Source organism: Caulobacter sp. NIBR1757, from assembly GCF_027912495.1.
Taxonomy (GTDB): domain Bacteria; phylum Pseudomonadota; class Alphaproteobacteria; order Caulobacterales; family Caulobacteraceae; genus Caulobacter.
The window spans coordinates 3,440,481-3,464,297 of the sequence record NZ_CP115463.1 but is presented as its reverse complement, the minus strand read 5'-3'; the positions used below and the strand labels follow the sequence as shown (position 1 = coordinate 3,464,297).

The 23,817-nt window shown below is 67.8% G+C and carries 22 protein-coding genes; 15 read left to right on the top strand and 7 right to left on the bottom strand.

Annotated elements, in window-relative coordinates:
* Positions 1–74: 74 nt before the first annotated feature.
* The 3 genes from O5I81_RS16825 to O5I81_RS16815 form a co-directional block, all read right to left on the bottom strand.
* Positions 75–515 carry a hypothetical protein gene (locus tag O5I81_RS16825; protein WP_271066015.1) on the bottom strand — a complete coding sequence of 147 codons (441 nt, stop codon included), beginning with the start codon at positions 513–515 and terminating at the stop codon, positions 75–77.
* 69 nt (positions 516–584) lie between these two features.
* Positions 585–938, bottom strand: coding sequence for a hypothetical protein (locus O5I81_RS16820; protein WP_271066014.1), 354 nt, complete (start codon positions 936–938; stop codon positions 585–587).
* A 174-nt stretch (positions 939–1,112) separates the two neighbouring features.
* Positions 1,113–1,457: a hypothetical protein gene (locus O5I81_RS16815; protein WP_271069099.1), complete on the bottom strand. Its 345-nt coding sequence runs from the start codon at positions 1,455–1,457 to the stop codon at positions 1,113–1,115.
* Positions 1,458–1,536: 79 nt separating this feature from the next.
* Between O5I81_RS16815 and O5I81_RS21435 the strand changes: the two genes are divergently transcribed.
* Positions 1,537–1,866 carry a hypothetical protein gene (locus O5I81_RS21435; RefSeq protein ID WP_348637267.1) on the top strand — a complete coding sequence of 110 codons (330 nt, stop codon included), beginning with the start codon at positions 1,537–1,539 and terminating at the stop codon, positions 1,864–1,866.
* An 83-nt stretch (positions 1,867–1,949) separates the two neighbouring features.
* Positions 1,950–2,444 (top strand): phasin family protein, encoded by a 495-nt coding sequence (locus O5I81_RS16805; protein WP_271066013.1) that lies wholly within the window; start codon positions 1,950–1,952, stop codon positions 2,442–2,444.
* Between the two features lie 51 nt (positions 2,445–2,495).
* On the opposite strand, the gene O5I81_RS16800 is transcribed toward O5I81_RS16805, so the two are convergent.
* Positions 2,496–3,077 carry a TetR/AcrR family transcriptional regulator gene (locus O5I81_RS16800; RefSeq protein ID WP_271066012.1) on the bottom strand — a complete coding sequence of 194 codons (582 nt, stop codon included), beginning with the start codon at positions 3,075–3,077 and terminating at the stop codon, positions 2,496–2,498.
* A gap of 99 nt (positions 3,078–3,176) precedes the next feature.
* Here O5I81_RS16800 and O5I81_RS16795 point away from each other — a divergent pair, with 99 nt between their 5' ends.
* From O5I81_RS16795 to O5I81_RS16765, 7 genes are all read left to right on the top strand, one after another.
* A complete protein-coding gene (locus O5I81_RS16795) occupies positions 3,177–4,868 on the top strand; it encodes an alpha/beta fold hydrolase (RefSeq protein WP_271066011.1) in 1,692 nt (563 codons plus the stop codon).
* A gap of 15 nt (positions 4,869–4,883) precedes the next feature.
* Entirely contained in the window at positions 4,884–5,741 is an 858-nt protein-coding gene (locus tag O5I81_RS16790; protein WP_271066010.1) for an alpha/beta fold hydrolase, read from the top strand.
* Positions 5,742–5,988: 247 nt separating this feature from the next.
* The gene (locus tag O5I81_RS16785) at positions 5,989–7,269 is read left to right on the top strand and encodes an FAD-dependent oxidoreductase (protein ID WP_271066009.1); all 1,281 of its coding nucleotides are present in this window, start codon (positions 5,989–5,991) and stop codon (positions 7,267–7,269) included.
* Between the two features lie 248 nt (positions 7,270–7,517).
* On the top strand, positions 7,518–8,327 hold the full coding sequence (locus tag O5I81_RS16780) for a glutathione S-transferase family protein (protein WP_271066008.1): 810 nt from the start codon (positions 7,518–7,520) through the stop codon (positions 8,325–8,327).
* Positions 8,327–8,971 carry a glutathione S-transferase family protein gene (locus O5I81_RS16775; protein WP_271066007.1) on the top strand — a complete coding sequence of 215 codons (645 nt, stop codon included), beginning with the start codon at positions 8,327–8,329 and terminating at the stop codon, positions 8,969–8,971. Before O5I81_RS16780 ends, O5I81_RS16775 begins: the two co-directional genes overlap by 1 nt.
* A 108-nt stretch (positions 8,972–9,079) precedes the next feature.
* On the top strand, positions 9,080–10,672 hold the full coding sequence (locus O5I81_RS16770; protein ID WP_271066006.1) for a toll/interleukin-1 receptor domain-containing protein: 1,593 nt from the start codon (positions 9,080–9,082) through the stop codon (positions 10,670–10,672).
* Positions 10,653–11,330 carry a nucleotide synthetase gene (locus O5I81_RS16765; protein WP_271066005.1) on the top strand — a complete coding sequence of 226 codons (678 nt, stop codon included), beginning with the start codon at positions 10,653–10,655 and terminating at the stop codon, positions 11,328–11,330. The genes O5I81_RS16770 and O5I81_RS16765 overlap by 20 nt, the downstream gene beginning before the upstream one ends.
* 36 nt (positions 11,331–11,366) lie before the next feature.
* On the opposite strand, the gene O5I81_RS16760 is transcribed toward O5I81_RS16765, so the two are convergent.
* Positions 11,367–12,635 (bottom strand): cation:dicarboxylase symporter family transporter, encoded by a 1,269-nt coding sequence (locus O5I81_RS16760; protein ID WP_271066004.1) that lies wholly within the window; start codon positions 12,633–12,635, stop codon positions 11,367–11,369.
* A 78-nt stretch (positions 12,636–12,713) separates the two neighbouring features.
* Complete coding sequence (locus O5I81_RS16755; RefSeq protein ID WP_271066003.1) at positions 12,714–15,158, bottom strand: prolyl oligopeptidase family serine peptidase; 2,445 nt, start codon at positions 15,156–15,158, stop codon at positions 12,714–12,716.
* A 177-nt stretch (positions 15,159–15,335) separates the two neighbouring features.
* Here O5I81_RS16755 and O5I81_RS16750 point away from each other — a divergent pair, with 177 nt between their 5' ends.
* The 6 genes from O5I81_RS16750 (at position 15,336) to O5I81_RS16725 (ending at position 22,169) form a co-directional block, all read left to right on the top strand.
* Positions 15,336–15,821 (top strand): DeoR family transcriptional regulator, encoded by a 486-nt coding sequence (locus O5I81_RS16750; protein ID WP_271066002.1) that lies wholly within the window; start codon positions 15,336–15,338, stop codon positions 15,819–15,821.
* Positions 15,822–15,862: 41 nt separating this feature from the next.
* Complete coding sequence (locus O5I81_RS16745) at positions 15,863–16,786, top strand: nucleoside hydrolase (protein ID WP_271066001.1); 924 nt, start codon at positions 15,863–15,865, stop codon at positions 16,784–16,786.
* The gene (locus O5I81_RS16740) at positions 16,783–17,637 is read left to right on the top strand and encodes a ribokinase (protein ID WP_271066000.1); all 855 of its coding nucleotides are present in this window, start codon (positions 16,783–16,785) and stop codon (positions 17,635–17,637) included. Before O5I81_RS16745 ends, O5I81_RS16740 begins: the two co-directional genes overlap by 4 nt.
* A 30-nt stretch (positions 17,638–17,667) precedes the next feature.
* Entirely contained in the window at positions 17,668–18,600 is a 933-nt protein-coding gene (locus O5I81_RS16735; protein WP_271065999.1) for a 2-oxoglutarate and iron-dependent oxygenase domain-containing protein, read from the top strand.
* Positions 18,601–18,725: 125 nt separating this feature from the next.
* A complete protein-coding gene (gene wecB / locus O5I81_RS16730) occupies positions 18,726–19,856 on the top strand; it encodes a UDP-N-acetylglucosamine 2-epimerase (non-hydrolyzing) (protein ID WP_271065998.1) in 1,131 nt (376 codons plus the stop codon).
* Positions 19,857–19,880: 24 nt separating this feature from the next.
* Positions 19,881–22,169 (top strand): glycosyl transferase family protein, encoded by a 2,289-nt coding sequence (locus tag O5I81_RS16725; RefSeq protein ID WP_271065997.1) that lies wholly within the window; start codon positions 19,881–19,883, stop codon positions 22,167–22,169.
* Here O5I81_RS16725 and O5I81_RS16720 read toward each other — a convergent pair.
* Positions 22,137–23,792 (bottom strand): hypothetical protein, encoded by a 1,656-nt coding sequence (locus O5I81_RS16720; RefSeq protein WP_271065996.1) that lies wholly within the window; start codon positions 23,790–23,792, stop codon positions 22,137–22,139. The genes O5I81_RS16725 and O5I81_RS16720 overlap by 33 nt on opposite strands.
* Positions 23,793–23,817 lie beyond the last annotated feature (25 nt).

The window sequence follows — 23,817 nt, the reverse complement described above, 5'->3', positions numbered from 1 at the left end:
AGGGTTCTCCGAAAAGACCGGTGGGTCACCGATCTTTTTTGTAATGTGGCAGGAAGGACCTGAACCGGACCTGATCAGGCGGTTTGGGATTTGGTCAGGTCGAGGCGGCGCTGACGGAGCACGTAGGTGATGGTGCCGACGAGCAGCGGGATCATCAGGGTATAACCGACCATATTCAGCCCGGTTGAATAGGCCAGGCTGGTGATTTTCATCTGGGCCCAGAAGGCCAGGTGCAGCAGGACGCCGACCCCCTGCAATCCGGCCATCCACAGCGTCCACCAGCGGTCTGCCACCAGGGCCAGACCGACCAGGATCAGCCAGTAGCCGATATCCAGCCACATGATTGTATACTGCACATCCATCCAGCGTCGGTCAGGCAGCAGGAAGGTGATGATGCTTATCGCCAGGAACAGGGCTCCCGCGAACCGTTCCGGACGCCCGCCACGCCACATGGCGAAGCCGCACACCAGGAAGGCGAGGCTGAAGTTGACGATGAACCAGAGCGGCAGCTGCACAAAAAAGGGTCCCGTGCGAACGGGACCCTTTCTGGCGCCTATTGGCGCGACTGCCAACTTGTGATGGCGTCAGGCGGCCTTTACCTCATGGAGGTACACCCCGGTCGGCTTGGGATCGGTTTCGGGCTTGTCGTTGCCGATGCCGCCCATGCGGGTACGCAGCCCCAACTGGTCGCGCGCCACCGCCAGCGCCTTGTGCGTGTCGATGATGGTGCGCCGGGCCCGGGTCAGGTGGGCCAGGGTTTCGGTGGCGCCTTCGAAGGCGTCCTGGGCGTACATGACCGAGAGGTTGGCTTCCTTTCGGGCCGTCGGCATGGTCATCGCAAGCCCCGCCACCGCCGCCAGGGCGATGTCGAGGGCGTCCTCGGCCTCGAAGAGTTTGTTGGCCACGGCCTCGGCAGCAGTGCGTCGTTGATGCAGCATAGTCGCCTCCCTGCGCCCCCCCTCGGGGCGTTATGTGAATTCCGGGCGATCCGCCCGGATCACGTCAGGGGCGGATCAGTTGTTGCAGGGCCACCAGGCCCGATAGGGCGCCGCCGAAGGTCATCGCCGCGATCACCATGATCAGGACGATGAGCCCCAGCCGCTGGACCGGGCTCAGAGTGTTGAGACGTCCTCCGACCCCGGCGGTGAGAAGTCCCCATCCATCACCGCGAAGGCCGCGCAGAGGATTTCCCGCAGCACCATCTCGGGCGGCAGCCAGCGGCTCTGCTTGCGGACCGCTGAGATCAGTTCCGGCGTCGCCGCCGCCATCGCCGGGCCCGACGACAGGCTGACGAGCTGTCGCTCCAGCTGCTCCCAGGTCCACACCGGCAGCGGCGTCCCCGACTGCGGGGCGCGCTGGAACGAGGCTTCGAAGCGATCCACTTCCTGCTTCATCCACAGCGCCTGGCTGAGGCCCGGCGTCGCGATACTGGTGTGGTGGTCGTTTGCGGGTGTCATGCTCGGCTCCGTCTTGTGGAGCTGAGGTTGTCTTAGGCTCGGCCTCGTCGGCTATGACGTCCGTCATGCCTGACACGCCGTGTGTCATGCGGTCTTCGGAGGCCAGCAGCATGCGGGCGGCGGCGCGGCGATCATCGACGCCCAGGCGCTCGAGGGCGTTGCGCACATGGTTGGCGACGGTGTGGTTGGAGAGACCCAGCTGCTTGCCGATCTCCTTGCCGGTCAGGTGCTGGCCGACCAGCAGCAGTATCTCGCGCTCGCGTGCGGTCAGGCGCTCGAGTTTTCCGTCGGTGTGATCGCCGTTGCCGCCCATGTAACTAGCTCGAAGCTTTCCCCATCCAGAGCCAGGGCCGCCGCGGCGCCCAAAACTCCCGGCTGCAACCATAACGCAGTTCTCGCTGCGGCCTAGAATGATCTTTCTAGACGGCTGCTTTAGATCGTGAGGCCATTCGCCGCTCCCCCGGCGTCACGCAACATCTCAAGGAGCCTCCCATGGCCGCCGCCAAGAAGACCAAGACCGACAAGAAGCCGCAAGCCGAGACCGGCGCCGACCTCGACATCGCCCGCAAGATCTGGCTGGCCGGCGTCGGCGCCTATGGCCGCGCCTTCACCGAAGCTGCCGCCAGCGCCGAGAAGCTGGCCCACGGCGCCACCGAAGCCTTCGACCAGCTGGTCGCCAAGGGTGAAGTGATCGAGGACGAGGTCCGCGACCGCATCGCCAAGGCGCCGACCGGCAAGAAGGTCGTCAGCCTGGTCAATGATCTGACCAAGCAGTCGAAGGATCGCCGCGCCGCCCTCGAAGAGCGTGTCGGCAAGGTTCGCAAGTCGCTGACCGAGGCCTTCGCCCCCTACAACCTCGCCGCCCTCGGCGAGGCCGTGCAGGCCCTGACCGCCCAGGTCGAAGCCCTGACCGGCGAAGTCGCCGCCCTCAAGGCCGAGAAGGCCAGCAAGAAGACCGCCGCGCCGAAGACCGACGAAGCGGCCTAAGCGATCTTCCGGCGGCCTGCCGCTGGCCCAACTCCCCCTCCCCCCACTGGGTCAGCAGGCGAGTCCGGCCGCCGGAAGCATGACCTGGGCCGCCGCCCGAGCCACGAGCTCCCGCGGCGGCCCAGTGTCACCCCTCAAGTCGAGCGCGATGGCGTGGAACACAATGCCGGTGGCAAGCTGGCCCGCCAGCCCGTCCCGCGCCTCCGCCTTCGCCTTGATCGCCCCCTTGTCGTGCAGGCGCCTGAGGGCGTCTCCCAGCCCCGAAACCAGGCCCGTCATCACCCGCCTGGCCGCCGCCGCCGCCGCCTCGTTGCCGAGCGCCAGGGCCGGTTCGCGCCAGAAGAAGCGGGCGTCCCAGGCCTCCTCGACGAGGATGTGAACATGCGTCCACAGGGTTTCGATGTCCGGCCGGGCGGCGATGGCCTCCCTCATGGCCTCCAGCACCATCTCGATCTCGGCGGCGTGCAGGGCCATCAGCTCGGCCAGGATCTGGGGCTTGCCCTTGAAATGGTAGTAGAGGTGGCCGGCGCTCATCCCCAGGGCCGAGGCGATATCGACCGCCGACAGCGGCCCGACGCCCTCGGCGTTGAACAGCTCCCGCGAGGCTTCGAGGATGCGGTCGCGCGTCTTCATCTGGACCTGCCCCCGTTGACTTCGCGTCACGTCCGTCCAGCATATGTCCGAACGAGGACGCCGGGCGAGAACGATCTGGCGCGTGGGGAGGACACAATCATGAGCAAGCCCGGAATCCGGCTCGACGCCGGCGGAGCCACCGACAACGCCGGGGGTCTCAATCCGATCGTCGGCGTGGCGCGGGAGGACCTGATCGGGGCCGTCGGCGTGCTGTTGCGGGAAACCGCCGGCCGGCCGGTGAAGACCCTCAAGCATGTCGCCAAATTCAACGGCGAACTGGTCAAGATCCTGACCGGCAAGTCCGAGCTGGAGGCCGCGGCGAAGGACAAGCGCTTCGCCGACCCGGCCTGGCGCTACAACCCGCTCTACAAGGGCGCCATGCAATACTATCTGGCGGTCCAGAAGGGCGTCGCCGGCTGGATCGACGACGTCGAGTTCGACGAACTGGAACGGGCCCGGGCCAACTTCGTCACCGGCATGATCCTCGACAGCCTGTCGCCTTCGAACACCCTGGTCGGCAACCCCTCGGCCATCAAGCGCGCCTACGACACCGGCGGCGGCTCGCTGATGAAGGGGCTGAAGAACGCCTACGACGACCTGACCAAGAACGACGGCATCGTCAGCCAGGTCGACAAACGCCCCTTCAAGGTCGGCGAGAATGTCGCCAACAGCCCGGGCGCCGTCATCCATCGCACCGAGATGATGGAGCTGATCCAGTACCAGCCGACCACCGAAACGGTCAGCCAGGTCCCGCTGCTGATCATCCCGCCGCAGATCAACAAGGCCTACGTCAACGACCTGTCGCCGGACAAGTCGATGGTCCGCTACCTGACCAGCCAGGGCATCCAAGTCTTCCTCGTCAGCTGGCGCAACCCGACCAAGGAGCATGCCCACTGGGGCCTCGGCGACTATGTCGACAGCCTGATCGAGGCCACCGACGTCATCGCCAACGTCAGCGGCAGTAAGACGGTCAACGTCTCCGGCGCCTGCTCGGGCGGCATCACCACCGCCACCCTGCTCAGCAAGCTGCAGGCGCGCGGCGACGAGCGCATCGGCGCCGTCTCCCTGATGGTCTGCGTCCTCGACCCCGACGCCGGCGATTCCGAAGCCGGCGCCCTGGTCTCCAGCCACGGCATCGAGATGGCCCGCCAGCGCTCGGCCAAGAAGGGCATCCTGGAAGGCTCCAGCCTGTCGCGCACCTTCGCCTGGCTACGCCCGAACGATCTGGTCTGGAACTACGTCATCAACAACTATCTGCATGGCGACGATCCGCCGCCGTTCGACGTGCTCTTCTGGAACAACGACAGCACCAACCTGACCGCCACCCTGCACAGCGACTACCTGTCGGTCTACGAGCACCAGCCGTTCCGCAACCACGGCCAGGTCGAGATGGCCGGCCACAAGGTCGATCTGTCGGCGGTCAAGAACGATGTCTTCGTTGTCGCCGGCGTCACCGACCACATCACCCCGTGGAAGGCCTGTTACCGGCTGACGCAACTCATCGGCTCGCCGAAGGTTGACTTCGTCCTCAGCCAGGCCGGCCACATCCAGGCCCTGCTCAACCCGCCGGGAAACCCCAAGGCCAAGTATTTTCACAGCGCCGAGCGTCCCGGTCCGACGATCGAGGGCTGGATGAACGGCCAGGCCGAGGAAAAGGCGGGGTCCTGGTGGCCCTTCTGGACCCAGTGGCTGACCGAGCGGTCCGGCGGCACGAAACCTGCTCCCAGGAGCCTCGGCTCGAAAAAGTACAAGGCGCAAGAGCCCGCCCCCGGCCTCTACGCGTTCGACTGATCTGAAAGGCGCTACATGACCCGATCCGCCCCCACTGCCCCCGCTCCGGAATTCTCCACCCTGAGGGCGGGCGGCCGCATGCTGCGGGTCGCGGTCTGGAAGGCCAGGGGCCCCAAGGCCGACCACGGCCGGCCTCTGCTGTTCTTCAACGGCATCGGCGCCAACATCGAGCTCATGGCCCCGCTGGCCGACTGGTTCCCTGACCGCGACCTGATCACCTTCGACATGCCCGGCGTCGGCGGCTCGCCCAAGGCGGTGGTGCCCTACCGCCCCTCGACCATGGCCTGGACCGCCAGGCGCCTGCTCGACCAGCTGGGCTATGACGTCGTCGATGTCATGGGCGTCAGCTGGGGCGGGGGCCTGGCCCAGCAGTTCGCCTTCCAGTTTCCCAAGCGGACCGGCCGCCTGGTGCTGGCCGCCACCTCGGCCGGCGTCATCATGGTGCCCGGCGACCTCAAGGCCCTCAGCAAGATGGCCGACCCCAAGCGCTATGTGGATCCCGAGTTCATGCGCAAGAACTTCGAGGCCCTCTACGGCGGCGAGATGACCGGCGCCGACGGCCACATCGGCCGCATCAGCCCGCCCTCTCGCTCCGGCTACCTCTACCAGCTGATGGCCATGAGCGGCTGGACCAGCGTCCCCTTCCTGCCCTTCGTGAAGGCCCCGACCCTGGTCATGATGGGCGACGCCGACAAGATCGTCCCCCTGGTCAACGGCAAGTTCCTGTGTGCGTTGCTGCCCAACGCCCGGCTGGAGATCATCAAGGACGGCGGCCACCTCTTCCTGGTCTCGAAAGCCGACATCAGCGCCCCGCTGATCCGGGAGTTCCTCGACGAGGAGCGGGTGAGGGTGCGCCGCAAGAAGGCGGCGTGATCAGATTCCTTCTCCCGCTTGTCGGGAGAAGGTGGCCCGCGAAGCGGGTCGGATGAGGGCAGCGCCGGTCGTGAACGCTCCCGCGCGTTCTGGCGCCGATGGCGCAGCTGCCAATCCTCAAATCTCGGCGCTGCCCTCATCCGTCGGCCTTCGGCCGCCACCTTCTCCCGACAAGCGGGAGAAGGACCCGTTGCGGGCGCCCCGCCACAGGCCTAAACCCCCTTCGTCAGCGGAAGGGGATAGCCGCATGCACTACGACATCGTCATCGTCGGCGGCGGCGCCGGCGGGCTCGAACTCGCCGCCCAGCTTGGCCGCAAGCTCGGCCGACAGCGCGGTCCCGAGAAAGTCCTGCTCATCGACCGCACCGTCTTCCACATCTGGAAGCCGACCCTGCACGAGGTCGCCGCCGGCACCCTCGACACCCACCAGGAGGGCCTCAGCTACCCCATCCTCGCCCGCCGCAACCACTTCAGCTTCACCCTCGGCGAACTGTCCGCCCTCGACCCCGCCGCCCGCCGCCTGACCCTCGCGGTCATGACCGACGAGCAGGGCAGGGAGCTCGCGCCCGAGCGCTCCATCACCTTAACCCACCTGGTCCTGGCCATCGGCGGCGGCGCCAACCTGTTCGGCACGCCCGGCGCCGAACGCGCCCACCTGCTCGAAAACACCGCCGACGCCGAGCGCTTCCACACCCGCCTGCTGACCGCCTTCACCCGCGCCAGCTTCGCCCCCGACCGCTCCCTCGCCATCGCCATCGTCGGCGGCGGGGCCACCGGCGTCGAGCTGTCGGCCGAGCTGATCGAGGCCCACAACGAATTCCTCGGCGGTCTCGCCAAGGACCAGCGCTTCCGCCTCGACATCACCATCCTCGAAGCCGCCGAGCGCATCCTCGGCCAGCTGCCCGAGAAGATCTCCACCCAGGCCCAGACCGCCCTGGAGCGAAAGGGGGTCAAGGTCCTGACCGGCGCGAAGGTCCTCTCGATCCAGGACGACCGGGTGGTGACCAGCAAGGGCGAGATCCCGGCCTCGATCATCGTCTGGGCCGCCGGGGTCAAGGCCGCCGACAGCAACACCACGCTCGGCCTGGAAACCAACCGCCTCAACCAGTTCGTCGCCAACGACCGGCTGGAAACCTCCGCCCCCGACATCTGGGCCATGGGCGACTGCGCCGCCGCCCCCTGGACCGAGGGCCGCAACATCCCGGCCCGCGCCGCCGCCGCCCATCAGCAGGCCGACTACCTCGCCAGGGTGCTGATGGCCCGCCTGTCGGAGCGCCGCCACGAGGCCCCGTTCCAGTACCGCGACTTCGGCTCCCTCGTTTCCCTCGGCGACAGTCGCGGCGTCGGCGCCCTGATGGGCGGCCTCGGCGGCCCCAACTTCTTCATCGAGGGCCTGATCGCCAAGTGGATCTACATGAGCCTCCACCTGGCCCATCACCGCGCCATCCTGGGCGCCACCAAGACCGTGGTCCTGGCTCTGGCCCGCCTGCTGCAGGAACGGGTTTCGGGGCGGCTAAAGCTGCACTGACATGACAAGCAGGGCGCTGGCGCAACCTCCCTCCCCGAATGGGGAGGGCAGACGCGCGGTTACGCGCGTCGGGTGGGGAAGCCGGTCACTGACTTTCGAGAACAAGCACTGAAACGCCTAAACGGCTGGCTGTGGTAACCCACTGCCCCACCCGGCGCGCAACGCGCGCCTGCCCTCCCCATTCGGGGAGGGAGGTTGACGCGCCTAGGGGAAACCGGCCCAGCCTCCTCCCAACAAAGGGAAACGCCATGACCCACCCCGCCATCGAGATCCTCGAACACCCGCTCTCGCCCTATGCCCAGAAGGTCAAGATCGCCCTGACCGAGAAGGGCGTGCCCTTCGAGGCCAAAATCCCCGGGGCCATCGGTTCGGGCCAGGTGTCCGCCGACTTCGCCCGCGCCAACCCGCGCGGCGAGGTGCCGGTTCTCTATGTCGAGGGCCAGGCCATCTTCGATTCCACCATCATCCTGGAATTCATCGAGGACCGTTTCCCCGACCCGCCGCTGCTTCCCGCCAGCCCGGCCGACCGGGCCCGGGTGCGCATGATCGAGGACCTCGTCGACACCCACTACGAAGCCATCACCTGGGGCCTCTCCGAAATCGCCAACTTCAAGCGCGCCACCGGCGACCAGGCCACGGCGATGCAGGCGAAAGCCGGCGAGGAGCTGAGCCAGCTTCATGCCTGGCTGGAAGACCAGCTCGGCGACCGCCCGTGGTTCAACGGCGAGGCCTTCGGCTGGGGCGATCTCTGCGTCGCCCCCTTCGTGGCCGGCGCTATCGGCTTCGGCTTCCCGCCGACCGGCAAGCTCTCCGACTGGTTCAGCCGCGCCGCCGCCCGCCCGTCGGTGGCGACCTCCCTGAACCAGGCCCGCGAAATGGCCGCCGCCATGGCCGGCGTCGCCCAGATCGTCGAGGCCGGCCTGTTCAAGCGCCAGTACCGCGACCATCGCCTCGAATGGATGATCCGCTCGGGCGGCCTGTCGGTGGTGCAACAGGGCATCGAGCGTGACAACATCCGCTTCAACAGCGCCCCGGTCGGGGGACTGGGAGCCCTGTGATGATCCAGCTGTGGCACTGCGCCGACGCCCGCTCCTTCCGCGCCCTCTGGGCGCTGGAGGAGCTCGGGCTTCCCTATGAGCTGAAGCTGCTGTCCTTCCCGCCGCGCATGCGCGAGCCCGCCTATCTGGAGGTCAATCCGCTCGGCACCATCCCCTTCCTGGTCGATGGCGACACCCGCATGAGCGAGTCCGCCGCCATCACCCAGTACCTGGCCACCCGCGATGGCCCAACGCCCCTGTCGATCCAGCCCGGCGAGGCCGACTACGGCCCCTGGCTCAACTGGCTGCATTTCGGGGAGGCGACCCTGACCTTCCCCCAGACCCTGGTCCTGCGCTACCGCGTCTTCGAGCCCGGCCGGGCCGAGGCCGCCGCCGACGACTACGAACGCTGGTTCTTCGCCCGCCTCAAGGGCCTCGACCGCGCCCTGGCCGACGGCCGCGACTGGCTCGTCGGCGGCCGCTTCACCGCCGCCGACATCTCGGTCGGCTACGCGTTGCTGCTGGCCCGCAGTCTGAAGATCGACAGCGGCTTCCCGCCGGCGGTGGCCACGTATTGGGAGCGCCTGCGTGAGCGTGAGAGCTTCAAGCGCGCCAAGGCGGCGCAAAAGAACGACGCGGTAGCTGCCCCGGCTTTTCCGACCTGATCCGACGGCCCCGGCTCGCAACTCGTGATCGAGTGATTGCGGCAAACAGCTTTGCATGGCAACGTTCGTCGAGCGCCGGTCGAAAAGCCGGTCTTCGGGGGTATGCCAATGACGCAGGTCGCCGACCGCGCGGCGGCGGGGTATCGCGCCTTTATCAGTTACAGCCACCGCGACGGGGTTTTCGCCGCGCGGCTGCATCGCCGGCTTGAAGCCTACCGGCTGCCGAAAGCGCTCGGCGTCGGTCGCCGACTGACGCCGATCTTCAAGGACCGCGAAGAGCTTCCCGCCGCCGCCGACCTCGGCTCGCAGGTCCGGGAGGCCCTGTCGCAATCGGCCTGTCTGGTCGTCGTCTGCTCCCCGGACGCCGCCGCCTCGCCCTGGGTCGCCCGGGAAATCGAGACCTTCCGGCAGATGCATCCGGATCGCCCGGTCCTGGCCGCCCTGCTGCGCGGCGAGCCATCGGAGGCCTTTCCACCGGCGTTGTCGGCTGGCGGGCTGGAGCCCCTGGCGGCCGATTTCCGCAAACAGGGCGATGGTGAACGGCTGGCGGTGCTCAAGCTCGCGGCCGGGCTGGCGGGGGTCGGCGTCGATCAGCTGATCCGCCGCGACGCCCAGCGTCGGCAGCGGACCGTGACGGCCATCACAGCGGCGGCCGTGGCGGGCATGCTCATCATGGGCGCGATGACGACCGTCGCCCTGGCCGCCCGTAAGGAGGCGGAACGGCAGCGCGCGTCGGCCGAGCAGTTGGTGGAATTCATGCTCACGGACTTGCGCGACGGATTGAAGGGGGCGGGCAGTCTGCCGGTTCAGACGAAAGTCAACCAGCGTGCGCTGGACTACTACCGTGAGCAGGATTTCCAGGCGCTTCCAGCCGCATCGCGTCAGCGCTGGGCGCGGATTCTCCTCGCACTGGCCGAAGACGACATCGGGCGAGGCGACCTCGACACCGCAACGAGCCGTGTCGATGAAGCATACCGCGTTACACGCACTGACTTGGAAGCTTCATCCGAGGACGCCGACGCCATCTGGACTCATGCTCAAAGTGTGTTCTGGCGCGGCATGCTTGCCCATCTGCGGCGACAGGCGACTGCCGCCCAGACAGACTGGTTGGAGTATGCCCGACTAGCCCACCGGCTGCGCGACCTCGAGCCCGGAACGCTTCGAACGCTGAAGGAGCTGGCGTACTCGGAAAATGGCCTCTGTTCCTTGGCCGTCGCGCAGAAGCAAGACAAGCCCGCAGCGCTGCGGCTTTGCGCTTCGGCGGTGGCGCTGGCCGAGCAAGTCTCTAAACGCGCTCCTAAGGACCCGGCCGCACAGTTTGATCTTGCAACCAATCATGGGTGGCTGGCTGATGCCCGCATGTTGCCGGGAGGTGGGCAAGATACCGCAGGCGCGCGCGTCGAGCGCTCGCAGCAGGTCGCAATGCTGGACCGCCTGCTGAAGTCTGAGCCGGACAACGCCAAATACCTGGATAGCTGGGCGACCGGTCAGGTGGCGCTCGGTCGCATCTCTTTTCACGACAAAGACTATGTCGAGTCCCGTCGGAGCTACGAAAGGGTTCTCGCCGTGTTTGGCCCCCTGCTGGTGCGAGATCCGACGAACGCGAGCTGGCGCAATCAAATTGCCGAGGCAAGGCGGGCTATCGCAGTAGTGGATGCATATGAACATAAGGAAATAGGCAATGACTCAAGAACACAATGAACGCGCCCCTATTCCGCAAACATATACTGGAGCACAGGTGGCAGATGATGCTCCAATTCACCACCTTAAAATAACTATTGGTCCAGGAAGCAATAAGGAACTTCATTTTGGTTTAGAATATGTCGGCAACGGACCTCAAAAAAACAGGAAGATATTTCAATACGCAAAAGGCATAGCCGACCGACATAATCACATAATTGAGGGAAAAAGCAACTTTAGAGTGAGTAAAATTCAGAAAATACTGGAAATTTTACTTAACAAGAATAAGTCTAACACTCCATTTGACTTGCCAAAATTGGAAGGAAGTATGTGCTGGATAATGCTTGAGCTTGATGGTGATTTAAATTGGGGCTTCGAAAAGGGCGAGGCTGGCGTTTCAATGAAAAGGACGGATGATAAAGCCGGGGACTATGGACTTCGGTTTGTCTTTAAGGGTGTGCAACCCGACCACAAGCCAGTTCAATCTGTACCCACTGACCAAGTTGGCCCGTGCCAAATAGCTTATTGGGCGGTGCCGTATAGAAAGGCCGGAACGATTAAAGGATTCAACTTTCATATTGAGTTCTATCAACGGGACTCAAATAATGATTTTCATAGTTTGCCAACGATATTTGACCCCAACGTGCCAAACACCGGAGGAGCGGGGATTCCAAGTTAGGGTCTATGTTGTTTTTGCTTCTGCCGGGGGGACGATTTAGGGAGTGTGAATTTCAATCATTGCTTCCCCCTCCCGCTCACCCTTCGCCAGCATGGTGGTCACCCCCATGTCGGCGGTGACGTTGCCCAGCGTACGGAAGATATCCGGAACCACCTCGACCGCCAGCAGGATGGGCAGCAGGTCGATCGGCGCGCCCAGGGCGATGCAGATCGGCGCCACGCTGGCGAAGAAGCTGATCTGGCCGGGCAGGCCGACCGAGCCGACGGCCACGGCGAACGACACCAGGATGGCCGCCAGGATCTGCGGCAGCCCCGGCTCGACGCCGTAGAGGTGGGCGACGAACAGGGCGGCGGCGAGGTTGGCGACCGGGCTGGTGGCGCGGAACACCGCCACCGCCAGCGGCAGCACCAGGCCGGTGATGCGCACCGGAACCCCGAGGTTGTCCCGCGTCCGCTCCAGCATGGCCGGCAGACTGGCCAGCGACGACTGGGTAGAGAAGGCCACGGCCAGCACCGGCCCGGCGGCCCGCAGGAACTCCCCGAACTTCGCCGCCCGGCTCAGGGCGACGATGACGAACATGATGACGGTGATCGAGGCGGTGATGGTCGAGACGATGACGATGTACTGCAGAAGGGTGGCGGCGCTGGCCACGCCCGTGCGCAGGCCGACGCTCAGCGACAGGGCGAAGACCCCGATCGGCGCCGCCCACAGCACCCAGCGCACGACATTGAGCATGGTCTCGGCCACGGCCCGGAAGACGGTCAGCAACGGCAGCTTGAGGTCGTCGCCGAGACGGCTGGCCCCGAAACCGAAGAAGACCCCGAACACCACCAGCGGCAGGATGGCGTCCTCGACGGCGGCCTTCAGCGCGTTGGCCGGGGCCAGGGTCCTGAGAAAGTCGGCGACGGTCGAGGCCTTGGCCGCCGCCGCGTCGGGGGCCTGGGCGCTGGCCCGCAAGGCCGCGCCGGCCGCCTCGTCGATCGGCCACAGCGCCAGCCAGCCCTGCGTCACCAGCACGCTGTATGTCGCGAACACCGCCAGGAAGACACCGAACAGCACGATGGCCCTGGCCGCCAGCTTGCCGGTGGCGGCGGCGTCGGCCACCGAGGCGATGCCCAGCACCAGCAGGGTGAAGACCAGCGGCACGATGGTCATCCGCAGGGCGTTGAGCCACAGCGAGCCCAGCGCCTCGACGATGGTCATCCCGTCCTGGATGGATTTGGGCGCCCAGACCTGCAGCGCGGCGCCGACCAGCAGCCCCAGGACCAGGGCGATCAGCACGCGGACGGCGAGGGACTTGAGCATGGACAATTCCTAGCGGGGCAGGGGGTGAAAGTTGCCTGTTCGCACCCTCGCCGCAACCCCCCACACCATCGTGGTGGGTCACCGTGTGCGGGCCGGCGCCGCCTTCACATAGCGGTCCATCCAGTCGCTCATCTCCCACAGGGTATGCAGCGTCGATTCCCGGGCCCGGTAGGCATGGGCCTCGTTGGGCAGCACCACATAGCGCGCCGTCGCCCCGGCCCCCTTCAGGGCCGCGAAGAAGCGCTCCGTCTGCACCGGGAAGGTGCCCGAATTGTCGTCCGCCCCGCCGTGGATCAGCAGGATCGGCTCGTTGATCTTCGTCGCATAGGTGAAGGGGCTCATCTTCGTGTAGGTGTCGGTCGCCTCCCAGTAGGTGCGCTGTTCCGACTGGAAGCCGAACGGCGTCAGGGTGCGGTTGTAGGCCCCCGAGCGGGCGATGCCGGCCCGGAACAGGTCGGTATGGGCCAGCAGGTTGGCGGTCATGAAGGCGCCGTAGCTGTGGCCGCCGATGGCGATGCGGTCGCGGTCGGCCACGCCCAGGTCGACCACCGCCTTCACGGCGGCCTCGGCGTCGGCGGTCAGCTGTTCGATGTAGGTGTCGTTGGGCTCGGCCCCGTTCACCCCGACGATCGGCATCGAGGGGTTGTCGAAGATGGCGTAGCCCTGGGTCAGCAGGAACAGGTGGCTGATGCCGCCTGGCCGGGTGAAGCGGTTGGAGCGGTCGACCGTCTGGCCGGCCACCCCGGCGTCGGTGAACTCGGCCGGATAGGCCCACATCAGCATCGGCAGCGGCCCGTCGCGGTCCTTGTCGTAGCCGGCCGGCAGGTACAGCGTGCCCGACAGCTGCACCCCGTCGGCCCGCTTGTACTTGACCTCCTGCTTGGTCACCCCGGCGAACTGCGGCGCCGGGTCGGGGATGCGGGTCAGCTGGGCCAGCTTGCCGCCCTTCACGTCCCGCAGGAAATAGTTGGGGTTGTCGGCGCGGCTCTCGCGGCGGGTCAGCAGGATCAGCCGGGCGTCGTCGATCAGGTCGAGCACCTGCTCGTAGTGGCTGGCGCCGGAGGTCCACAGCCGGGTGGACTTGCCGGTCTCGAACGACATCGACGCCAGGAAGGGGAAGCCTCCCTCCGGCGTCTCGCCGGGCCCGCTCATGTACATGCCGCGGCCGTCGGGGGTGAAATGGATGACCTGGCGACCGTTGGGCAGCGAGGTCATCAGCACGTCGCCCGGGTCGTCGTAGCGGCCCTGGTAGTTGCGGCTGACCAGGATGCGGGGCGTTCCGGGACGCGACGGGTTCACCGCCATCCGCGTTTCGTGGCGGGTGTCGAACCACTGGCTGTGGACGACGGCCAGGTCGCGGCGGCCCCAGTCGATGCCGGCGAAACGCTCGGCCAGGTCGACCAGGGTGGTCGGCGGGGCGGTGAAGGGCGCGGCCTGCATCAGTACGCGGTCGTGGACGGCGACCTTGGCGCGTGGATCGCCGCCGTCCTGGGCCTCGACCCAGACCAGCGTCGCCGGGGCGTCGTCGCGCCAGCTGACGCTGCGCGGCCCGGTCACCACCGCGTCGAACGGCGGCGGCAGGTCGTCGGCCAGCGGCCGGTCGACCACCGCCTTCACCACCGCGCCCGACCAGTCGATGACGGCGATCTCGGTCGGGAAGCGGCCGGCCGACACGATGTAGCTGAACGGCCGCTTGACCCGGGTGGTCAGGATGAAGCGGCCGTCGGGCGAGACCTGCGCGCCGCTGTAGAGGCCGGGCTTGCCGACCGGCGTCACCGCGCCATCAAGGCCGATACGGACCAGCTGGCTGGTGAAATAGTGCTCGAACAGGGCCTCGTCCCGCGGCGAGGCCAGCAGGTCCTGGGCGGTGCGCACCGGCGCGGCGCGGCCCTTGCTCTCCTGCACCAGCGGCCCGGTCGGCGTTGTCTCGGCGGCGGGCGGCTGGCCACGCCCGGGCGGCACGACGCGGGCCAGGAAGCCGGAGCTGTCCGGCAGCCAGCCGTAGGCGGCCCCGAAGGCGGCGTTGAGCTTCACGTCGCCGACCCGGCGCGCCTCGCCGGTCTTCGAACTGACCACCCACAGGTCTAGGCCGTCCGCGGATTCGGCCATCATCGCCAGCCAGCGGCCGTCCGGCGACCAGGAGGCGCCGAGGGCGCGCAGGCCGGCCGGTAGCGCCGCCTTCACCTCGCCCCCGCCGTTGACAGTGATGAAGCTCAGGGACCGCAGATAGGTGGTGCGGGCCTCGATCGGGCCGTTGGTGCGCGGGTTCACCCGCGCCCCGGCCAGCCGCAGGATCGGTTCGGACACCGCCGCGATCGACGGCAGGTTCTCGCGGCCGATCAGGGCGATCAGCTTGCGGTCGCGCGAGGGGGTGACGACCGGCGTCGGCTCGGCGTCGATGATCTGCGGGATCGGTGCCGGCGGCATGCGGTAGCCGTCGGCCTGCCGGGCAAGGCTCGGGGCCGGCGCCGCCAGGACAAGGGCGGCCAGCAGGACCGGTGCGAAGCGAAGAGACATGTGCATGGAAACCTGTGACGCGCGACCCGAGGAAGCCCCGATCATCTCCTGACCCGCGACATCTTGTCCAACCCTCGATTTGGGTCACGATGTTCTTTGAGCTATGCCCAGATTGGTGCAGGATTACCCAAGAGTAGCTTACTCGCCCACTCACCCAGAACCCGCGCTCCGGGGGGACGCACAATGCCTCAATCCGCACTCAAGACGGCCGAGTTCCCAACCCCGGTGAACGACGAGACGACCATCGACCAGAAGCGCATCGTGGCGCGGCTGTCCTCGCGCTGGTTCCTGCAGGGCCTCACCCTGGTCAAGAGCTTCGGCGGCGGCGACATCCTCGACGGCCTGATCCTGCTGGCCATCACCGAGGCCAACACCCGCCACCTGAACGGCCCCGACGGCCGCTTCCAGGCCAGCAACGACATCCCGCCCAACGACGTCCGCCGGCCGGTCAGCGTCTATGTCGTGGCCCGTGAGCTGGGCATCTCCTACGAGACCGCCCGCCGCCACGTGCAGCGGCTGATCAAGGCCGGCAAGATCGATCGCGTCGAAGACGGCGTTGTGGTGCCGGACTCGGTGTTCGCCGACTACGAGACCCAGGGCCTGACCGCCAAGAACTACAGCAACACCCGCCGCTTCCTCGACCAGCTGCGCGAGCTGGGCGTCATCTGACCCTATTGCGGCCGGACCCCGGTCCGGCCGACAATGGAGGGGTGTCACATTCTACCCTGATCATCGACTGCGATCCGGGGGTGGACGACGGCGTCGCTCTGCTGCTCGCCTTCGCCAGCCCCGAGCTCGACCTCCTCGGCGTCACCACCGTCGCCGGCAACGTCGCCGCGCCACTGACCGCCCGCAACGCCCGCATCATTCGAAGCCTGGCGGGCCGTGATGACGTGCCGGTCCTGGCCGGCTGCCAGCGGCCCATGGTCCGCGTCCCGGTCGAGGCGGGCCACTTCCATGGCGAATCGGGCCTGGGCGACATGCCCCTCAGCGATGTCCCGGACGAACCCGGGCCTCACGCCGTCGATTTCCTGATCAAAACCCTGCAGGACCACCCACCGGGAACCGTCGATATCGTCGTCACCGGCCCCTTCACCAACCTGGCCATGGCCATGGTCCTGGAACCGGCCATCGTCGGCCGCATCCGCCGGGTGGTGGTCATGGGCGGGGCCAGGCTGGAGGGCGGCAACATCACCGCCTCGGCCGAATACAACATCTTCGCCGACCCCCACGCTGCCCATGTGGTCTTCGCCAGCGGCGCGCCGGTGATCGTCCACGGCCTCGACGCCACCCACCAGGTGCGAGCCACGCAGGACCGCATCGCCGCCATCGAGGCCCTCGCAAACCCACGCGCCGCCGCCGCGGCTTCCCTCCTGCGCTTCTCCCGCCGGATCGAGCACCAGATCGTCCGCGGCCTCGACGCCCCCCTGCACGACCCCTGCCCGATCGCCTGGCTGATCGCCCCGCGGCTGTTCGAAACGGTTCCTTGCCGGATCGCCGTCGAGACCGCGTCACCCCTGGCCCTCGGCCACACCGCCGTCGAGTTCCGTGACGCCGCCGCCTCGCCGCATCGCTGGGTCACCAGGGCGGACGGGCAGGGGGTCTTCGACCTGATCACGGAGCGGCTCAAATGAGCGTCGCCCTGACCGTCGTCGGCTCGATCAACCTCGACTTCGTGGCCACCGCCGCCACCCTGCCGGCGCCGGGCGAGACGGTCACCGGCGCCACCCTGGCCCGCCACCCCGGCGGCAAGGGCGCCAACCAGGCGCTGGCCGCCCGCCGCCTCGGCGCCGCCGTCCAGTTGATCGGAGCCACCGGCAAGGACGGCATGGCCGACGAAGCCCTGGGCCTGCTGCGCCGTGACGGCGTCGATCTCTGGGGCGTGGCCACCCGGCCCGAGCTGGCCACGGGCGTAGCCCTGATCGCCGTCTCCGCCGAGGGCGAGAACCAGATCATCGTCGCCCCCGGCGCCAACGCCGGCGTCCTGCCCGGCGACCTGCCCAACACCCTGGAGGGCGCCGTCATCCTGCAGCTGGAGCTGCCGATCCCCACCGTTGCCGCCGCCGCCGAACGCGCCACCGGCTTCGTCGCCGTCAACCTGGCCCCGGCCGCCGTCGTGCCCCAGACCCTGCTCGACCGCGCCGACCTGCTGGTCGTCAATGAGACCGAGGCCGCCTTCTACGGCGAGAGCCTGCATCAATCCCCGGGCCTGGTCGCGGTCACCCTCGGCGGGGCCGGCGCCAAACTGTTCAAGGACGGGGTGGAGATCGCCGCCGCCGCCCCGCCGCCGGTCACCGTCGTCGACACCACCGGGGCCGGGGACTGCTTCGTCGCCGCCCTGGCCGTCGCCCTGCTGGAAGGCCAGCCTCCGAAGGACGCCCTGGCCTTCGCCTGCACCGCCGGCGCCCTGGCGGTGACCCGCGCCGGCGCCCAGCCGTCGCTGCCGACCCGCGCCGAAGTCGACGCGGCGCTCGCGGGGGCCTAAAATACCTGCCCAACTGGCAAGAGACTGCCCATGACCCGACACGTCCCCGAACTCAGCCTCAAGGCCTACACCCACGGCGACGCCGCCAGCCGGGCGCGGTTCTCCGCCGACCTGTTCCGGGGCCTCAAGGAGTTCGGCTTCTTCACCCTGGCCGACCACAACGTCTCGCCCGACCTGCTCGAGACGGCCTATGGCCTGGCAGAGAAGGTCTTCGCCCTGCCGGAGGACGCCAAGAAAGCCTACGCCGCCGGCATGCGCGGCTACACCCCCTTCGGCGTCGAGCACGCCAAGGACAGCAGCAAGCCGGACCTCAAGGAGTTCTGGCAGATCGGCCACGATCCCAGCCCGGACGCGCCCGCCGATGAGCCGTTTCCCGAAAACGTATGGCCCGCCGAGATCGCCGGGTTCCAGGAGACCTTCACCCGCCTGTTCGCCGCCCTCAACGAAACCGGCCAGATCCTGCTCCGCGCCCTGGCCCCCAACCTCGGCCTGCCGGAGGATTATTTCGACGAGCGGGTGAAGTACGGCACCTCCCTGCTGCGGGTCCTTCACTACCCGCCGATCAACGGCGACCCGGACGGCGCGGTGCGCTCGGCGGCGCATGAGGACATCAATTTCATCACCATCCTGGTCGCCGCCAAGGGCGCCGGGCTGCAGCTGCTCGACCGCGACGGCAGCTGGCTGCCGGTCGAGACCGCGCCGCGCAACCTGATCGTCGATTCCGGCGACATGCTTCAGCGCCTGACCAATGGCCTGATCCCCTCGACCACCCACCGGGTGGTCAATCCGGAGGGGGCGGAGAACGCCAGCCGCTACTCCATGCCCTTCTTCATGCACCCGACCCTGGCGACGCGGCTCGACGTCCTGCCGCAATGCATCGGCGAGGGGGGCAAGACGTATCCGGACATCTCGGCCGGCGAATTCCTGCACGAACGGCTGAAGGCCATCGGTCTGGCCAGCTAATCCCTACTTCTCCAACCGGAATATGAACGCCAGCCAACGGCGACCTCAGACAGAGTTCAATCGAACGCCGTCATTTCTCCACACATGGGGCGGCGACGGGCTGCCCCGGTTGAAGGAATACGACCGTGAGGGTGGCGATTGTGGCCGGGACCCGGCCCGAGGTGGTCAAGCTGGCGCCAGTAAGGGCGGCGCTGGCGGCAAGTGCGGGGTTCGACCCCATCTGGATCTCGACCGAGCAACAGGCGGCGCTCAACCGCCAGACCCTGACGACTCTCGGCATCGATCCCGACCTCAGCCTGGTCCCGCCCGACAACCTCGGCAGCCTCGGCGCCCGCTTCGCCCACGTCATGGGCCAGCTGGACGAAGCCTATGAGGCCTGTGCGCCCGACCTGGTGATCGTCCAGGGCGACACCTCATCGACCGCCGCCGGCGCCATGGCCGCCTTTGCCCGCCGCATCCCCGTGGCGCACGTAGAGGCGGGCCTGCGCACCTTCGACCTGGCCAGTCCTTTCCCGGAAGAAGGCTGGCGCTGCGTGGTCGGCCAACTGGCTGATCTCCACTTCGCCCCGACGGGCTTCGCCGCCGCCAACCTGCATCGCCAGGGGGTGCGCGACGACCGCGTTTTCGTCACCGGCAACACTGGCGTCGACAGCGTACGCCTCACGGCCGCCGGCATCACCGCCGAACCGCTGACCGCCGGTCTGCGCCGGATCATGGTCACCCTGCACCGGCGCGAAAACTGGGGCGAGGCCCTCGACCATGTGCTGGGCGCCCTGCTGGACATCCGCGACCATGTCCCGGACGTCGAGATCGTCTTCGTGGCCCACGCCAATCCGGCGCTCCGGCAACGGGTGTTCGCGATGCTGGAAGGCCAGCCGCGCATCCGCATCGTCGGCCCGCTCGAATACCCTGACTTCCTCAGCCTGCTGAAAAGCTGCGTCGCCATCCTGTCCGACAGCGGCGGCGTCCAGGAAGAGGCGCCAGTGTTCGGCGTCCCCGTCCTGATCCTGCGGGAATCCACCGAGCGGATGGAGGCGGTGACCGCCGGCGTCGCCCGCCTGGTCGGAGTCAGCCGTCACGGCGTCGCCGCCGCGGCCTGTCTGCTGCTGACCAATGAGGACGAGCGTCACAAGATGTCCAAGGCCCTCAGCCCGTTCGGCGACGGCTACGCCTCCGAGCGGATCGCCGACATCCTTACCCGTCAGTACGCGCAAGGACTTGCGGTGGACCCCGTGGAAAGGCTGAATGCTGGTTAACCCTTTTCGAGGGTTGGGGGGGGCATGGACAACGCGCTGGCGCAGATCGCGGGTTGGCTGGCGTCGGTGGGCATCACCGGCGACAGCGCCTTCGCGGCCGTCCTCGGCTACTGGGGCGTGCTCAAGGTCGCCATCATCATCACCGCCGTGCTGATCACCATCAGCTCGATCGACGACCTGTTCATCGACCTGATGTACTGGTGGCAGCGCTGGGAAAAGTTGTGGGATTTCTGGGGACGCCCGCCCAAGCAGGCCCGGCTCGACGCCCATCCTGAAAAGCTGATCGCCATCATGGTTCCTGCCTGGCAGGAGAGCGACGTCATCGCCAACATGGTGGCCAACACCAACAAGACCTTCAACTACGCCCGCTACAAGATCTTCGTCGGCGTCTACGCCAACGACCCCGACACCCGGCGGGAGGTGGAGAAGGTCCGCCAGCGCTTTCCCAACACCTACCTTGCCGAGGTGCCGCACGACGGCCCGACCAGCAAGGCCGACTGCCTCAACTGGCTGGTCCAGAACATCCTGCTGCACGAGCAGCGGACCGGGGAGAAGTTCGACGTCTTCCTGATGCATGACGCCGAGGACGTGGTTCACCCCTACGGTTTGAAAACGGTCAATTGGTTCATCGAGGACAACGGCATGATCCAGATGCCGGTGCTGTCCATGGACCGCCAGTGGCACAAGCTGGTCGCCTGCCACTACATGGACGAGTTCGCCGAGTTCCACACCAAGGACCTGCCGGTCCGTTCGGCGGTGACCGGGATGACCCCCTCGGCAGGCGTCGCCACCGCCTTCGCCCGCTCGGCCATGCTGGCCCTGGTGCGGGAAAAGGACGGCCAGCCGTTCAACACCGACAGCCTGACCGAGGACTATGACGTCGCCCACCGGCTGGCCTCACTCGGCTATCCGTCCGAGTTCATCCGCTATCACGCCCGGGTGCCGCGCCAACGCAAGCGCTGGTTCGGCAAGGGCGAGGTGACGGTGATGAAGCGCGAGCTGGTCGCCACCAAGGAGTTCTTCCCCGACCGCTTCCAGACCTCGGTGCGCCAGAAGACCCGCTGGATGCTGGGCATCTCCTACTTGGGCTGGAAGCAGCTCGGCTGGTTCGGCGGGTTGTCGAACCGCTATTACCTGTTCCGAGACCGCAAGGCGCTGTTCACCTCGCCGGTCGGGGCGCTCGCCTATCTGATCGTCATCCAGGTGCTGGGCTACTGGGGCGTCTCGGCGATCTGGCCACAGGTGGCGCAGTTGCCGCCGATCATCGACAAGAAGTGGGTCTGGTGGCTGGTGGCGCTGAACTTCATCTTCCTGGTCAACCGCATCCTGCACCGGGCCTGGTTCACCGGGATCAACCATGGGCTCAAACATGTGCCGCTGACGCCGGTGCGGATCGTGGTGTCCAACCTGATCGGCTTCGGGGCCTTCTTCCGCTCGCTGCGCCAGTACGTCAGCCATCTGATCACCGGCCGCACCATCGCCTGGGACAAGACCCAGCACAGCTATCCCTCGCTGTCGGAGCTCGAGCGCGGCGGCCGGGTCGGTGATGTGCTGCGCTTCTGGAATCACTTGGACGAGGCCGGCCTCGACCAGGCGCTTACCGCCCAGAAAGCGCGCTACCGGCCCATTGGCCTGCAGCTTCTCGACCTCGGCCTCGTCGAGGACGAGCACCTGGCGGAGGCCTTCGCCGAGCGCGGCGAGGTCTACGCCTCGATGTTCGATCCGTTCCAGATCGAGGACAGCGTCCTGTGGCTGCTCAAGCCGGAGCAGGCCGCCTGGTTCGCCGCCGTGCCCCTGCGCCGCCAGAACGGCACCCTCGATGTGGCCCTGGCCGAGCCGCTGCCGGCCGCCCGCCGCGCCGAGCTGGAGAAGCTCCTCGGGGCCGCCGGGGTGAAGAGCGTCCGCTACCTCTATGCCCCGCTCAGCGATGTCGCCTTCGCCATCCGCTTTGCCTGGGAACCTTCGCCGTTTGCGCGCGGCCGGGCGGCTCTGGCCCAGGTGCGCGGCCAGGGGAGGATCAGCGCCTCGGACGAGGCGGCGCTGTGGCGCGACATCCGCTCAGGCTATGTGCGGCTGGGCGACCTGCTGGTCCGGGCCGGCGCCCTCAGCCACGATGATCTGCAAAGCGCGCTGGCGCGGGGCCGGGGAATGAGCGAGCGGATCGGCGAACAGCTGGTCGCCGCCGGCCTGATCAGCGACCAGCAGCGTGATGCCGCCCTGGTTCTGCAACTGTCGGCGGAGGTCATCGAGGCCCGGCTGGCGACCGCCGTCGCCAAGGCTTCAGAAGCTGAACCCGCCCGATATGCCTACTGACACCTTGGGTCCGACGAACTGGTCGGGCACCCCGACCGTGTCGCCCAGCGGGGCTGCGTAGAGCAGGTCCAGGTTCCAGCGTCCGTCGAGGCTGAAGCGGACGCCCGCCCCGGCGAAGGCGCCGTGCTTTTCCAGCCGATCGACGGCCGGGCCCAGATCATCCTCGTTGGTCGCCCAGGCGCCCTCGACGAAGGCGGCGGGCCGGATCGAGAAGCGGGTCCCCAGCTTGGCGGCCGGGCCATAGATATCGACCGAGCCGCTGACGCCGCTGTCGCCGAACAGGGCGCCGGGATCCAGCGCCCGGCCGCCGATGAGGCCGCCGTAGGTGAATTCCTCATACTGCAGCAGCGGCTTGTCGGAGAGCTGGGCCCGCAGGCGCGGCTCGATGAGGAAGCCGCCGGAATTGATCGAGGCGGCCCCCTCGAAGCGCAGCACCAGGGCGGCGGGATCGGCATCGACTCGGCTGAGCAGGGCGTCGCCCTCGTCGCTGGAGCCCAAACCGTCGAGGCCCTTTCGCAGGCTGACATAGCCATACGCCGTGGTATTTTTGGAGCGGAAGTCCGCCTGCACCCCGGCATAGGCGACCCGCAGGCGGTCGCGCACCGTGGCGGCGCCCGACAGCGGGCCCTCGGCGAGGTCGGTGTCCTGGTCGATGGCCTCGACGCCGGCGCGACCGGCGAAGAGCACGCTGCCACGGCTGTTGCTGGCCAGGCCCAGGGGATGGCGCAGTTCAAGGCGGCCGACGCGGGTGACGCCTTCGGTGTCGAGGTTCGGCGCGCGTTCATTGGGCGATTGCTCGAAGATGGCCAGGTCGCCCTTCAGCTCCAGGCCGGAGGCCGTCATCAGGACCTGGCTGGAGATCTGAGCGCCCCGCTGGGCGTCGCCGGTCAGGTCGTGGAAGACGCCGATGATGGTGCGCTCATGCAGCGGGGTGAGGTCGCCGAAGATCAGGCTGGCCCCGCCGCTCCAGCTTCCCACCGTCTCGGCCGAGGCGTTCTGGGCGCTGAGGAAGATGCCGGGCGGGCCGGGAGAGACCGTCAGAACAAGCGTGACGCCGTCGCCATCCGGCGTCACCGAGGGCGCGACGCCCCAGAAGCCGAAGCGGCTGGCCGCGTCAGCCCCGCGCTTGAGGTCGCGGACGTTGAGCAGCTGGCCGACCTTCACGTCTGCGAAGGCGCGGCGGATGAAGGCTTCCTGCGAGGCGTCGGCGCCTTGAACCGTGAGCCCGGTCACGCGGCCTTCGCGGACCCGAACCTTCCAGACGCCCGCCTCCAGGATGATGCTGCTGCGCGCGCCGACATAGCCGAGCGTTGCGTAGTGACAGTCCAGCCACGCGGCCACCTTGGGCGCGCCCTCCGGGGTGAGGTGCATGGTCAGGGTCTGCAGGCCATCCTGAGTCAGCAACGTCGCGCCTTCGACCCCGAGGCCGTAGACGAGGTTTTCAATGTGGGCCGGCAGCAGGGCGCGGCACTCGCCGGGGGTGGGCAGGGTGACGGCGATGGGCCGCTGCGGCGCCTCGAAGCGCAGGACTTCGGCCTGCGGCGGGGCGGGGGTCTGGGCCAGGCTCTGGCCGGCAAGCAAGGCGAGCGGCGCGGCGGCGGCCAGCGCGATGAGACGGTTCATGACGTGCGGAGGCCCCCTGTCGCCC

Coding starts and splice junctions, on each gene's coding strand:
- O5I81_RS16820 (WP_271066014.1), bottom strand. CDS start 938: ATGCTGCATCAACGACGCACTGCTGCCGAGGCCGTGGCCAACAAACTC.
- O5I81_RS16815 (WP_271069099.1), bottom strand. CDS start 1,457: ATGACACCCGCAAACGACCACCACACCAGTATCGCGACGCCGGGCCTC.
- O5I81_RS16805 (WP_271066013.1), top strand. CDS start 1,950: ATGGCCGCCGCCAAGAAGACCAAGACCGACAAGAAGCCGCAAGCCGAG.
- O5I81_RS16800 (WP_271066012.1), bottom strand. CDS start 3,077: ATGAAGACGCGCGACCGCATCCTCGAAGCCTCGCGGGAGCTGTTCAAC.
- O5I81_RS16795 (WP_271066011.1), top strand. CDS start 3,177: ATGAGCAAGCCCGGAATCCGGCTCGACGCCGGCGGAGCCACCGACAAC.
- O5I81_RS16790 (WP_271066010.1), top strand. CDS start 4,884: ATGACCCGATCCGCCCCCACTGCCCCCGCTCCGGAATTCTCCACCCTG.
- O5I81_RS16785 (WP_271066009.1), top strand. CDS start 5,989: ATGCACTACGACATCGTCATCGTCGGCGGCGGCGCCGGCGGGCTCGAA.
- O5I81_RS16780 (WP_271066008.1), top strand. CDS start 7,518: ATGACCCACCCCGCCATCGAGATCCTCGAACACCCGCTCTCGCCCTAT.
- O5I81_RS16775 (WP_271066007.1), top strand. CDS start 8,327: ATGATCCAGCTGTGGCACTGCGCCGACGCCCGCTCCTTCCGCGCCCTC.
- O5I81_RS16770 (WP_271066006.1), top strand. CDS start 9,080: ATGACGCAGGTCGCCGACCGCGCGGCGGCGGGGTATCGCGCCTTTATC.
- O5I81_RS16765 (WP_271066005.1), top strand. CDS start 10,653: ATGACTCAAGAACACAATGAACGCGCCCCTATTCCGCAAACATATACT.
- O5I81_RS16760 (WP_271066004.1), bottom strand. CDS start 12,635: ATGCTCAAGTCCCTCGCCGTCCGCGTGCTGATCGCCCTGGTCCTGGGG.
- O5I81_RS16755 (WP_271066003.1), bottom strand. CDS start 15,158: ATGCACATGTCTCTTCGCTTCGCACCGGTCCTGCTGGCCGCCCTTGTC.
- O5I81_RS16750 (WP_271066002.1), top strand. CDS start 15,336: ATGCCTCAATCCGCACTCAAGACGGCCGAGTTCCCAACCCCGGTGAAC.
- O5I81_RS16740 (WP_271066000.1), top strand. CDS start 16,783: ATGAGCGTCGCCCTGACCGTCGTCGGCTCGATCAACCTCGACTTCGTG.
- O5I81_RS16735 (WP_271065999.1), top strand. CDS start 17,668: ATGACCCGACACGTCCCCGAACTCAGCCTCAAGGCCTACACCCACGGC.
- O5I81_RS16725 (WP_271065997.1), top strand. CDS start 19,881: ATGGACAACGCGCTGGCGCAGATCGCGGGTTGGCTGGCGTCGGTGGGC.
- O5I81_RS16720 (WP_271065996.1), bottom strand. CDS start 23,792: ATGAACCGTCTCATCGCGCTGGCCGCCGCCGCGCCGCTCGCCTTGCTT.